Here is an 11691-nt window from a genome sequence, read left to right as displayed (position 1 = left end):
CGCGCTGCACCTGGGCTACGTCGCCGAGATGAAGACCGGTGAGGGCAAGGCCCTCCACCAGCCGTGAGTCGTGGGCCCGCAGCGCCTCCAGCAGCCGCGCGAGGTCCCCGTACGCCCGTGAGGTCAGCATCGACTCCGGCGACTCGCCCGGCCCCAGCAGGACGGGCACCACCAGCGAGGCCACCTTCCCCTCGCCCGGCCGGATCCGCAGCGCCCGGCCCACCGCCTGGACCAGGTCCGGCATGGAACCGCGCACGTCCGCCCAGAAGACGGAGTCGCACTCCTTGGTGTCCACCCCCTCGCCCAGCACCCGGACGCTGCCGAGGAAGGCCTTGTCCGCCACCCGGTCCGCGGCGAACGCGTCCAGCACCCGCCGCCGGTGGGCCGCCGTGTGCTGCCCGCACAGCCAGTCCGCCCACACCGTCCGGGGGTACGCCGGCAGCGGGCTGCGGCTCGCCGTCCGCAGCCGGGCCGCGACCGCAGGCAGGCCCGCCGCGAACGCCTCGGCCTCCCTGGTCAGGTGATGGAACACCAGCGTCCGCCGGAAGCCCTGGTCCGCCGCAGCCTTCACCAGCGCCGCCTGGAGCGCGGCCAGCCGCATCCCGCGCACCCGGTCCGACCGGCCGTCGGCGCCGAGCAGCACCGCCGACTGGAACCCGGGGTCGCTGACGTCCACGCACACCACCCGGTACGGGGCGCAGATCCCCCGGTCGATGGCCTCGGACAGGGAGAGGGTGTGGCAGCGGGAGCCGAAGGGGCCCTGCGGATCGTCCTCCATCGAGGCGACGAGCTCGCCGCGGCCGCGGGGCTCGCGGCCGCCCTCCTGCTCCTCTTCCTCCTCCGGCTCCTCCCCGTCGCGCCACACCCGGGGCGTGGCCGTCATGTACAGCCGCCGGACGGAGGGGATCCGCGCGTTGTCGTGCACCACGGCCCAGGGCTTGCCGATCCGGCCCGAGGTGCGGTGCGCCTCGTCGACCACCACCAGGTCCCAGGACGGCAGCCCCGCCAGGTGCGCCCGCTCGATGGTGCCGAGGCCGAGCGAGGCGTACGTGGCGAACACCGTCACCCGCTCCACCGGCCGGGCGCCCCAGCGGGCCAGGATGCGCGGATCCGTGGTGGTCGGCACCCCCACGTCCTCGCCGCGCAGCGAGCACACCGCCAGGGCCCGCCCGGTGCGGCCCCCCTCCCGCCAGGCGGCGACGGTCTGCACGAGCAGGTCGAGGGAGGGCACCAGCACGAGCACCCGCCCGGCCCGCAGCTCCTCGGAGGAGCACACCGCGACCAGGGACTTCCCGGAACCGGTGGCCATGATCACCTGGGTCCGCAGGCCCCCCGCGGGCACCGCGCCGTCGGCGGGCAGCTGGAGGGCGCGCGTGACGGCGTCGACCGCCTCCCGCTGATGGGGACGCAGCTCCTTCCTCGGCACCTGCCTCACCCACCCTGCCCGCTCTGATCTGCTCTTCGGTCTCCAGCCCCCATCTTGCCCGGATTCTGAGTCAAAGAGGAGCAGGCGGGTGCGGCCCGGTCCGCCCGGTCACATACGGGCGCCGAAGTTCTGCGTCCACCAGGGGCCGCCGGCGCCGGGGTGCATGCCCACGCCGATGTCCTTGAAGGAGCAGTTGAGGATGTTCGCCCGGTGCCCCGGGCTCTTCATCCACGAGTCCATCACGTCCTGCGCGGTCTGCTGGCCCTTGGCGATGTTCTCCCCGTACGTGGACCAGCGGTACCCGGCGGCCGTCGTGCGGTCGCCCGGGTCCGCGCCGTCGGGGTTGGTGTGGTCGAAGAACCCCCGCCGCGCCATGTCGTCGGAGTGGCCCTGGGCGGCCTTGTCCAGCTGCGCGTCCTCCTTCAGCGGGCCGCAGCCGGCCGCCGCCCGCTCGGAGTTGACCAGGGCGATCACCTGCCCGACCACCCCGGCCGGGGCGGGCGCCGGGGCGGGCGGCGCCGGCTTCGGCGGGTTGCTCCTGGCCGGCGCGGGCGCCGGGTCCGCGGCCTTGGAGCTCGTGGACGGCGACGGGGAGGCCGAAGCGGAGGCCGAGAAGGAGGGGGAGGGGGAGGGCGAACCGGAAGGCGAGGCCGAGGCGGAGCCGGAGGGCTGCGGCGAGGCCGTGTCCGGGGCGGAGAGGGCCGACAGCGGCGAGGCGGGGGTCGCCCCGCCCGCCTCGGCGCCCTGCTCGCCCGGCGTCGTCGTGAGGTAGACCAGGCCGCCGCCCGCCACGCACGCGGCGATCACGGCCCCGCCGATGGCCCGGCGCCGGGTCTGGTGCCGCTTGCGCTGCGCGCCCCGGCCCGACGGGTCGCCCGGGCCGGTGTCCCCGCCCTTGCGCCTGGCCGCCCGGCCCGGTCCCGACACCACCGGGCTGAGCTGCGTCGCCGCGTCGGCGAAGGCGACGGGGGCGGCGTGCGCCGTCACGGCGGCCCGTACGCCCATCGTCAGGGCCGCCGCCACCGGGACCAGGGCCAGACCGGCCAGCAGCCCCTCGGCCGGCATCAGCCCGTTCCACAGCCCCGAGCAGCGCAGGCACTCGCGGGCGTGCCGGGCTATGCGCTTGCGCCACAGCGGCGAGGGACGGCCGTCCCAGGTGCCGGTCATCGCGAGGATCTGCTCGCAGGGCGGCTGCGTCTCCAGGGCCCGCTCCACCACCCGCGCCGACTCCAGCTGCGCCTTCATCCGCTGCACCCGCACCGCCGTGTGCTGCGGGGTCAGCTCCAGCGCCGCCGCCACGTCGGCCCGGGTCAGCTCACCGGCGCACTCCAGCCACCACAGCGACAGCAGCGCCCGGTCGTCGGGCTCCAGCCAGCGCGTGGCGCGGGCCGTCTCGCGGCGCTGGCCCGACAGCTGGAGCTTGACCACCGTGAGGTCGGCGAAGTCGGCGCCGGGGTCCGCCAGGTCCTGGGCCGCCTCCAGTCCGCTCTCGCCCGGAACGCCGCTGCGGGCCTGCCAGTGCGCCCGTATCCGGTTCATCGTGATCGCCACCAGCCACGACCGGAAGCTCTCGTCCGCGCGCAGGCCGCCCAGCCCGTCGAGCGCCCGGAGCATGGTGTCCTGCACCACGTCGTCCACGTCGCAGGAGCCGTTCAGGGCCCGGCCGACGATGTTGTAGACGAGGGGCAGGTGGGTACCGACCAGCTCGTCCTGCGCGCGGGGGTCGCCCGCGCGGGCCGCTGCCACCAGCTCTGCCGTGTGCTGTGTACTCATGTGAACTTCCCTGTCCGTACCGGCGGTCGATGATGTCCGACAACTGGGAGACCGTCGAGGGGGACTCCGATAACACTTATCCGGAAGAACTTTTTATCCGGCGGAGGATCTCCGGTGCCGACCGCCCCCCGGATGTGTAAGGTCTGGACCAATAAGTCGCCCGCTGCGACGCCGAGTTCCCCCCGGGGAACGTCCGGGAGGGGCTCGTGTCCTTGCGTCCGTACGAAGTGCTGGCCGCCCAGCGCCTGCTCCCGGTGCTGCGCAGCGCCGACGCCGGCGAGGCCGTCCGCGCCACCGCGAACCTGCTCGCCGCGGGCTGCCGCGCCGTGGAGCTCACCACCTCCGTCCCCGGCTGGGCCGGGGCCGTGGCCCGTACCGCCGGCCTGGCCGACGCGCTGGGCCGCCCGGCGCTGATCGGCGTGGGCACCGTCACCACGGCGGCCCAGGCCGAGGCGGCCCTCGACGCGGGGGCCGGCTTCCTCGTGTCCCCCTACCCCGCGCCCGAGGTCCGCGAGGTCGCCGGACGGCGCGGGGCGGCCTTCGTGGAGGGCGGCTACACCCCCGGCGAGATCGCGGCCGCAGTCCGCCGCTCGGGCGCCGCGAAGATCTTCCCCGCCCACGTCGGCGGCCCGGCGTTCCTGCGCTCCCTGCGCGCCGTCCTCCCCGACGCCCTGCTGATACCGACCGGCGGCATCGCCCCCGGCGAGGTCCGCGACTGGCTCGCGGCGGGCGCGAGCGCGGTCGGCATCGGCAGCGGCCTGCCGGCCGACCCGGCCGAACTGGCGGCCCTGTTCGCGGCCCTGGCGGCACCGGAACCGGCCGCGCCCGGCACGCCGGCGGCGGCGCCGCGCGGGGAGGTGTAGCCGTGGCCGGCTCCCCGGCCTCCGGGCCGTACGACGTGCTCGTGCTCGGCGAGGTGCTCGTCGAGATCCACGCCGGCTCCCCGCTGCGCGCCGCCGCCGACGGGACCGCCGCCCGGATCTCCTACTCCGGCGACGCCCTCAACGCCGCGGCCGCCGCCGCGGCGGCCGGAGCCCGTACCGCGCTGCTCGCCGTCGTCGGCGAGGACGAGCTGAGCGTGCCGCTGCTGCGCCGGGCCGCCGAACTGGGCGTGGACGTCTCCCACGTCCGCCGCGCCCCGCACCCCAACGGCGCCTACCTGCTCTGCTCGGACACCGAGGGCGAGCGCGAGTTCGTCTACTGGCGCACCCGCAGCGCCGGCTCCACCCTCTCCCCGGCCCACGTGGAGACCTGGCGGGACCTGCTCAACGGCGCCGGGGCGCTGATCACCGGCGGCATCGCCGGCGCGCTCTCCGCGTCCAGCCGCGCGGCCGTGCTCGACGCCGCCCGGACCGTACACGCCGCCGGGGGCCACGTCACCTACGACCCCAACTTCCGCCCCCGGCTCACCGGACGGGCCGAGGCCCGCTCCCTGCTGGCCGCCGTCGCCCCGCTGACCGGGCTCCTCAAGACCTCCTGCCCCGCCGACGCCCTGGCCCTGGTCGACACCGCCGACCCGCGTACGGCCGCCGCCCGCTACCGGGCCCTGGGCGCCCGCGCCGTCGCCGTCACCGCCGGGTCGGGCCCGCTGCTCCTGGACGAGGGGGCCCGCGCGTCCCACCACCCCGTCCCGGCCAACCCGGACCCCGTCGACGCGACCGGCGCCGGGGACTGCTTCACCGGCACCGTCACCGCCCGGCTCGCCCTCGGCGACCCGCTCCCGGAGGCGGTGGCCCACGGGGTCGCGGCGGCCTCCCTGTCGGTGTCGGGCTGCGGGGGCACCGGCCGCGTCCCCGCCTTCGCGCAGACGGCGGCCCTGGCCGCGACGCTGGCGCCGCCTACCCCTCTTCCGCCCAGGCCTCCTCTTCCTCCCGCAGCTTCTCCTCCAGGGTCTTCTCCGGCAGCTCCGCGTAGGGAAGCGGATCGCTGACCCACCCCGCGGCCAGGACCAGCCGCGAGGCGCGGTGCACGGCCAGGAAGCCGAAGGGGCGGTCGAAGCGCACCTCGGTGTGGCGGACGCGGTAGCGCAGGCGCGAAGGCACGCCGCAGCCCACCGCCATGCCGACGGCCGTGACCGCGGCGGCCTCGAACCCCTCCGCCCCGAACCGCGCCACCGCCGACTGCCGGGCCGAGCCGACGGCCAGGGGCTCGGAGCTGACCCCGGGGAAGTGGCCGCGGCCGTCGTCACGGGCCGCCTCCAGGCCGAACAGCCCGGCCCGCGCCAGGAGATCGTGCTCGGCCCGGACCTCGAAGGCGGGGGTCTCGACCACGAGCCGGGGCCCGGGCGTCAGCGCGAGTACCGCGGCGATGGTCAGGCCGGGGCCGGGCCGGCCCTCCGGGAGCACGCTCGCCGGGGTGACCGGGCGGGCGCGGGTGACGGCCTCGACGCCGGTGGCCAGGACCCCGCCGGGTGCGGCGCCGGGCTCGCCCAGCAGCAGGTGGACGTCCACACCGGTGTCCCCGACCACCTCCAGCAGGGTCACCGCCCCCGTCGGCCCCTGCGCCACCGAGGCCCGTTCCGGCAGCGCCGTGCTGCGGTGCAGCATCTGCAGGGGCCGCCCGGCCCAGGGGCCCTCGGACACCGTGCGGGGCCGTTCCGTGAACGGCCGGAGCCACTTCGTCCTCAGTGTGAGGGCCGAGGCCAGCACCAGCTTCGTCCCGTCCGGCCCCTCCGCCAGCGTGACCGGCATCCGCCTGACGAGCCCGTCCGTCCGCCGGCCGGCCCAGGCGTCGAGTGCCTGGTGGTCGGCCTCCGCGCTCCCGCTCAGGGCGCCGTGGCCGCCCGGCGCGAGCCGCTCCAGCCAGGCCGCCTCCAGCGGCAGGTCCGCCCTGGTCCACAGGCCCGTCGCCGCCCGCAGCCCCCGTACGCCGTCCAGCCCGGCCAGCAGCTCCCGCGCGGCCTCCGCCGCCCGGTCGGCCGGCAGGCCCAGGGCCTGCGCCAGCTCCGCCCGGGCCGGGCCCGCCGCCCCGTCCGCGAGCGGGGCGAGCAGCGGCCAGACCCCGGCGGCGGTGAAGACCGTACCGGCGTCGATCGCGCCGGCGTCGCCGTCATGGGCCGCGGCCCAGCGCGCCGTCAGCCGGTTGACCGCCCGTACCGTGGAGTTCCTCATGCTCATGCCGGGGGAGCGTACGGGGCGGGGAGCGGCCCCGCCGAATCCTTTCTCCGCACCCGGAGTCCAGGGTGCGGACCGGTCCGAAAAACATCCTCCGCGCCCCTGGGTTCCTCCGCGCCCCGTCGCTACCCTCCGCGCATGATTCCCACGGTGGTCTGGGGCACGGGCAACGTAGGCCGCGCGGCGATCCGCGCCGTCGAGGCCCACCCGGCGCTCGAACTCACGGCAGTGATCGTCCACAATCCCGCCAAGGTCGGCCGCGACGCGGGCGAACTCGCCGGGCTCGACCGCCGGCTGGGGGTGGCGGCGACCGATGACGTCGGGGCGGTGCTCGCCGCCCGCCCCGCCGCCGTCGTCTACGCGGCCTCCGGCGACGTCCGCCCCGACGAAGCCCTCGCCGACATCACCCGGGCCGTCGCGGCGGGCGCGGTCGTCGTCAGCCCGGCCCTCTACCCCCTCTACGACCACCGCAGCGCCCCGCCGGAGTTCCGCGACCCGGTGCTGGCGGCGATAGCCGAGGGCGGCGGCTCCCTCTTCGCCTCCGGCGTCGACCCCGGCTGGGGCAACGACGTCCTCCCGCTCCTGCTGAGCGGACTGGGCACCACCGTGGACGCGATCCGCTGCCAGGAGATCTTCGACTACTCCACCTACGACCAGCCGGACTCCGTCCGCGACCTGGTCGGCATGGGCCGGCCCATGGACCACCTGCCGATGATGCTCATGCCCTCCATCCCGACCATGGTGTGGGGCGGCCAGATCCGGATGATGGCCCGCGCCCTCGGCGTCGAACTCGACGAGATCCGCGAGACCTCCGACCGGCGCGCCCTCGACACCACCGTCACCACCCCCACCATGGGCGAGTTCGAGGCCGGCACCCAGGGCGCCATCCGCTTCGAGGTCCAGGGCATCGTCGCGGGCGAGCCCCGCATCGTCATCGAACACGTCACCCGCATCCACGCCTCCTGCGCCCCCGACTGGCCCTCCCCGCCCGACGGCGGCGCCGGCGCCCACCGGGTCGTCATCGAGGGCCGGCCCCGCATCGAGGTCACCGTCGAGGCCACCGACGAGGGCGAGAACCGCTCGGCGGGCGGCAACGCCACCGCCGTCGGACGGCTGGTCGGCGCCATCGACTGGCTGGTGGAGGCGGAACCCGGGCTCTACGACGCCCTCGACGTCCCGCTGCGCCCCGCAGTCGGCAAACTCGGAAGGAAACAGCCATGAGGATCGACGTCCCCGACGGCCAGCACCCCATCGAGTACGTGTGGGGCGACCTGGTCCCCGGCATCGGCATGGCCGCCGCCAACTTCTCCCTGTCGGTGTACGCCCACACCACCCTGGGCCTGCGCGAGTTCGAGGCGGCCCGGCTGCGCATCGCGCAGATCAACGGATGCGTCTTCTGCCTCGACTGGCGCACCGACCGGGACGGGGAGAAGGTCGAGGAGGGCTTCGCCGACGCGGTGGCCGAGTGGCGCACCACCGGGGAGTTCGACGACCGCACCCGGCTGGCCGCCGAATACGCCGAACGCTACGCCCTGGACCACCACAACCTCGACGAGGAGTTCTGGGAGCGGATGACCGCGCACTACAGCCAGGTGGAGATCGTGGAGCTCAGCATGAGCATCGGCTCCTGGCTCGCCTTCGGCCGGCTCAACCACGTCCTGGGCCTCGACAGCGTCTGTGTGCTGCCGGGGAGCTGAACGGTGCCGGGGCCGGCCGGGGCGCGCGCTGCGCCCGGCCGGCCCCGGTGACCGTCCCCCGTCACAGATCCGTGGCGATGATCTTCTCTATGTTCCGCTCGGCGAGGGCCGTGATCGTCACGAACGGGTTGACGCTGGTGTTGCCGGGGATCAGCGCCCCGTCGATGACGTACAGGCCCGGGTGGCCGTGCAGGCGCCCGTAGTTGTCGGTGGCCTTGCCCAGGACCGCCCCGCCGAGGGGGTGGTACGTGAGGTGGTCGCCCCAGACCTTGTTGGTGCCGAAGAGGTCGCTGCGGTAGATCGTCCCCTCCTTCGCGTTGATCTTGTCGAAGATGGTCTTCGCCATGTCGATCGACGGCTGCTTCCAGGCGGTCTGCCAGTTCAGCTCGACCTTGCCCGTCGCCGCGTTCCAGCTGAACTCGGCCCGGTTGGGGTTCTTGGTGATGGAGAGGTAGAACGAGGCGTACGTCTCGATGCCGGTCGGCAGCGGGGCCACCTCGGCGAAGGCGCCGCCCGCGTCCCAGTTGTCGATGCCCCCGCAGGGGATGGACGCCTGAACCTTCCCGGTCGGGTCCCACATGTGGTTCGCCCGGCCGCACATGACGTTGCCGTTGTCGCCCCAGCCCTTGCCGATCTCGTCGTTGAGCAGCGGCAGCGCGCCGGTCGCCTTCAGCCGGACCAGGAGCTTGCTGGTGCCGACGCTGCCGGCGGCGAAGAACACCCGGTCGGCGGTGACGGACTTGACGGTGACCACGTCACCCGAGGTGTTCAGCTCCTCCATGGCGACCGTGTAGCCGCCACCGTCCGAGGGGGAGACGGTGGTGACCCGGTGCAGCGGGGAGACGGCCACCTTGCCGGTCGCCCGGGCGGCGGCCAGGTAGGTCTTCTGGAGGGACTTCTTGCCGGCGTTGTTGCCGTAGAGGATCTCGCCGTCCACGGCGGACTTGGGGACGGTGCCGGCCACCTCCTGCTTCATGTAGTCCCAGTCGTAGACGTCCGGTACGAACACGAAGGGGAAGCCGGAGCGCTGGGCGTGCTTGCGGCCGACGCGGGCGAACTGGTAGCAGTCCACCGTCTCGAACCAGTTCGGGTCGATGAGCCCGACCCCGAGCCCGGCGTTGGCGCGGGGGTAGTAGGTGGAGTACATCTCCTCCGCGTCCACGGTGGGCAGGATCGCGGCGAAGTTCTGCCGCTTGGGGGTCACCGCCATACCGCCGTTGACCAGCGAGCCGCCGCCGACGCCGCGGCCCTGGTAGACGATGATCCCGCCCATCTCCTCGGCATCGAGGATGCCCGTGTACTTCGGGACGTCCTTGTCGATGGGGAAGCCGAGGAAGTTGCTCAGCGGCGCCTTCGTGCGGGTGCGCAGCCAGAAGGAGCGGTAGTCGGGCTTGGTGGTGTTGGCGAAGATCTTGCCGTCGGTGCCCGGGGTGTCCCAGGCCATGCCCATCTCGATCATGTGCACGTCGACCCCGGCCTGGGCGAGCCGCAGCGCGGCGACGGAGCCGCCGTAGCCGGTGCCGATGACGAGGGCGGGGACGTGGGTCCCGGACGCGATGGGGGCGTTCGTGACGGCGGTGGCGGGATTCGCGCGGGCCGGCGTGGTGTTGACGGCGAGGGCCATGGCCCCCAGAAGAGAACTGGTTCCAGCAATGAATCCACGTCGGGAGACACCCTTGGTCACCTTGCTGTGCAGGCCTTTGTCGCTCATGTGGCGTTCCTCACTCTCGACGGAGTGGGAACAAGTTCTACTGGCGGGTGCCTGCTAAGTCACTAGATACGTCGAGGTAATTTCCGGCTGGTTCCGGCAGGGGGCGCGGCGGGGGTCACGTCAGCGGTCGCGGCAGGGGCGCGGCTCGGGTCAGGGCAGGCTCCAGTGGGCGACGTCGTCGCCGAGCCCGCCGTCGAGGGCGAACTGCACCGCCGCCGGGCGGGCTTCGGACGGCAGCCTGAAGGTGACGTAGCCGGTGGCCGACCCGCCCGGGGCCAGGGTGACGGCGTCGGGGAGGGCCTGGCCCGCGTCCGTGGCGCCGCTCAGGCCGGTGAAGCGCCGGCCGGTCGTGTCCAGGAGGTGGGCGGCCGGGGCGGGGGAGTCCTCGTACGGCACCGTCCCGGTGTTGCGCAGGCGCAGTTCCACGGCGACCAGCCGGTCGGCCCCGGGCGCCGGCGCGGGCCCCGCCGGGTCGACGACCCGGGTCAGGGTGACGTCGAGCCGCTCGCCCGGGCGGTCGCCGTCGAGGGAGACGGTCTCGCCGGAGCCGCCGGTGCCCGCACCGAGCAGCAGCGCCGCCAGGAGGGGCGCCAGGAGGAGGCGGGCGGCCCTGGCCGGGCGCCCGGGACCGCTATGGCCCGGGTGGCTGCCGTGACGCATGAGCGACCTCCTCCGCACCTCCCCTCGCCGCCCACGATCCTCCGTACCGGCCGCTCCCGCCACCGGCGGCGGGGGCGGTTCGGGAGCCCTTGGTCCCCTCTGTGGGGCAAACACGGCATCTGGCAGACTTGGCCGGGTTGTCCCGGGCGGTGCAGGACAGGAAACCGGTGTGAATCCGGTGCGGTCCCGCCACTGTGACCGGCGACCCCCTCCGCGGGGTCCCGGGAGTCAGACACTGACGCACCGCCTCTTCACGTCGACCGGGGACGAGGATCCCCCGGAGAGGCCTCACCATGCCGCGTTTCCGCGCCGCCCCGCGCCCGCTCACCGCGCTCGCGCTCCTGCTGTCCCTGACCGCGTGCGGCGGTCCGCCCGGGGAGGAACGGCCCGCCCCCGGCGCCCGGTCCGCGCCCGGGTTCCCGTACACCGTGACCAACTGCGGGGTCAGCAGCACCTATCAGGCCCCGCCCGAGCGCGCCGTCACCATGAACCAGCACGCCACCGAGATCATGCTGGCCCTCGGCCTCCAGGACCGGATGGCCGGCACCGCCTACCTCGACGACGCGGTGCTGCCCGCCTACCGGAGCGCCTACGAGGGCGTCAAGGTGCTGGCGAAGGAGTACCCGTCGAAGGAGGTGCTCCTCGCGGCCGACCCGGACTTCGTGTACGGCGGCTACTCCAGCGCCTTCGACAAGAACCAGGGCCGCGACCGCGAGGGGCTGGCCCGGGCCGGGATCGGCTCCCGGCTCAGCGTCGAGTACTGCACCCCGGGCCGCGTCGGGCTGGCCCAGCTGAAGACCGAGATCACCGAGGTCGCCCGGACCTTCGGCGTGCCCGAGCGCGGCACGGCCCTCATCGAGGACGAGCAGCGCCGGATCGACGCCGTCACCGCGCGGGTCGGCAACCGGCCCCGCCCGTCCGTCTTCGTCTACGACTCGGGAGAGTCCTCCGCCTTCACCTCCGGGGGCAACGGCATCGGCAACGAGATCGTCTCCCTGGCCGGGGGGACGAACGTCTTCGCCGACCTCCAGGACACCTTCGGCGACGTGCCGTGGGAGAAGGTCATCGAGCGGCGGCCCGAGACCATCCTCATCTACGACTACGGCGGCACCCCCGTGGAGGCGAAGAAGCAGCGCCTGTTGAACGATCCGGCGCTGGCGGAGGTTCCCGCCGTGAAGAACCGCCGGTTCGTCGTGCTGCCGCTGTCCTCGGCCGTCCTCGGCGTGCGCGTGGCCGACGCGGTCGAGTCCCTCGGCCGCCAGCTCCACCCCGACGCCGCGTGACCGGGCGCCGCCGCACCGCGGCCGTCCT

General features: G+C 74.7%; 10 protein-coding genes and 1 riboswitch. Of the genes, 5 read left to right on the top strand and 5 right to left on the bottom strand.

All coding sequences use genetic code 11. From position 1 onward, the window contains the following. On the bottom strand, positions 1–1426 hold a 1426-nt coding region (locus tag AB0O29_RS22860; RefSeq protein WP_365154111.1), incomplete at its 3' end, for a DEAD/DEAH box helicase family protein. Positions 1427–1534: 108 nt separating this feature from the next. Continuing rightward, a complete protein-coding gene (locus tag AB0O29_RS22855) occupies positions 1535–3199 on the bottom strand; it encodes a sigma-70 family RNA polymerase sigma factor (protein ID WP_365154109.1) in 1665 nt (554 codons plus the stop codon). Positions 3200–3405: 206 nt separating this feature from the next. Here AB0O29_RS22855 and AB0O29_RS22850 point away from each other — a divergent pair, with 206 nt between their 5' ends. Next, on the top strand, positions 3406–4062 hold the full coding sequence (locus AB0O29_RS22850) for a bifunctional 4-hydroxy-2-oxoglutarate aldolase/2-dehydro-3-deoxy-phosphogluconate aldolase (RefSeq protein ID WP_365154107.1): 657 nt from the start codon (positions 3406–3408) through the stop codon (positions 4060–4062). A 2-nt stretch (positions 4063–4064) separates the two neighbouring features. Next, positions 4065–5129: a PfkB family carbohydrate kinase gene (locus tag AB0O29_RS22845; protein ID WP_365154106.1), complete on the top strand. Its 1065-nt coding sequence runs from the start codon at positions 4065–4067 to the stop codon at positions 5127–5129. On the opposite strand, the gene AB0O29_RS22840 is transcribed toward AB0O29_RS22845, so the two are convergent. Next, the gene (locus AB0O29_RS22840) at positions 5038–6315 is read right to left on the bottom strand and encodes a serpin family protein (protein WP_365154104.1); all 1278 of its coding nucleotides are present in this window, start codon (positions 6313–6315) and stop codon (positions 5038–5040) included. The genes AB0O29_RS22845 and AB0O29_RS22840 overlap by 92 nt on opposite strands. A 135-nt stretch (positions 6316–6450) precedes the next feature. Between AB0O29_RS22840 and AB0O29_RS22835 the strand changes: the two genes are divergently transcribed. Both AB0O29_RS22835 and AB0O29_RS22830 read left to right on the top strand, forming a co-directional pair. Beyond that, the gene (locus AB0O29_RS22835) at positions 6451–7533 is read left to right on the top strand and encodes a dihydrodipicolinate reductase (protein ID WP_365154103.1); all 1083 of its coding nucleotides are present in this window, start codon (positions 6451–6453) and stop codon (positions 7531–7533) included. Beyond that, positions 7530–8009: a carboxymuconolactone decarboxylase family protein gene (locus AB0O29_RS22830; protein ID WP_365154101.1), complete on the top strand. Its 480-nt coding sequence runs from the start codon at positions 7530–7532 to the stop codon at positions 8007–8009. The genes AB0O29_RS22835 and AB0O29_RS22830 overlap by 4 nt, the downstream gene beginning before the upstream one ends. A gap of 61 nt (positions 8010–8070) precedes the next feature. Here AB0O29_RS22830 and AB0O29_RS22825 read toward each other — a convergent pair whose 3' ends face one another. After that, positions 8071–9720 (bottom strand): GMC oxidoreductase, encoded by a 1650-nt coding sequence (locus AB0O29_RS22825; RefSeq protein ID WP_365154099.1) that lies wholly within the window; start codon positions 9718–9720, stop codon positions 8071–8073. Between the two features lie 150 nt (positions 9721–9870). Further along, positions 9871–10380 carry a hypothetical protein gene (locus tag AB0O29_RS22820; RefSeq protein ID WP_365154097.1) on the bottom strand — a complete coding sequence of 170 codons (510 nt, stop codon included), beginning with the start codon at positions 10378–10380 and terminating at the stop codon, positions 9871–9873. A 118-nt stretch (positions 10381–10498) separates the two neighbouring features. Then, a riboswitch (cobalamin riboswitch) is annotated at positions 10499–10638 on the top strand. A 35-nt stretch (positions 10639–10673) separates the two neighbouring features. On the opposite strand from AB0O29_RS22820, the gene AB0O29_RS22815 reads away from it, so the two are divergent. After that, positions 10674–11663, top strand: a complete 990-nt coding sequence (locus AB0O29_RS22815; protein ID WP_365154095.1) for an ABC transporter substrate-binding protein — start codon at positions 10674–10676, stop codon at positions 11661–11663. The last annotated feature ends 28 nt before the right edge of the window (positions 11664–11691 follow it).

The sequence above is a fragment of the Streptomyces sp. NPDC089915 genome, from assembly GCF_040684675.1.
GTDB lineage: Bacteria > Actinomycetota > Actinomycetes > Streptomycetales > Streptomycetaceae > Streptomyces.
The sequence above is the reverse complement of the archived record's forward strand: the minus strand, read 5'-3'. Positions and strand labels throughout refer to the sequence as shown.

Bases quoted from the DNA above. Each gene is read 5' to 3' on its own strand.
- AB0O29_RS22855 (WP_365154109.1), bottom strand. From the start codon at position 3,199: ATGAGTACACAGCACACGGCAGAGCTGGTGGCAGCGGCCCGCGCGGGC.
- AB0O29_RS22840 (WP_365154104.1), bottom strand. From the start codon at position 6,315: ATGAGCATGAGGAACTCCACGGTACGGGCGGTCAACCGGCTGACGGCG.
- AB0O29_RS22835 (WP_365154103.1), top strand. From the start codon at position 6,451: ATGATTCCCACGGTGGTCTGGGGCACGGGCAACGTAGGCCGCGCGGCG.
- AB0O29_RS22830 (WP_365154101.1), top strand. From the start codon at position 7,530: ATGAGGATCGACGTCCCCGACGGCCAGCACCCCATCGAGTACGTGTGG.
- AB0O29_RS22825 (WP_365154099.1), bottom strand. From the start codon at position 9,720: ATGAGCGACAAAGGCCTGCACAGCAAGGTGACCAAGGGTGTCTCCCGA.
- AB0O29_RS22820 (WP_365154097.1), bottom strand. From the start codon at position 10,380: ATGCGTCACGGCAGCCACCCGGGCCATAGCGGTCCCGGGCGCCCGGCC.
- AB0O29_RS22815 (WP_365154095.1), top strand. From the start codon at position 10,674: ATGCCGCGTTTCCGCGCCGCCCCGCGCCCGCTCACCGCGCTCGCGCTC.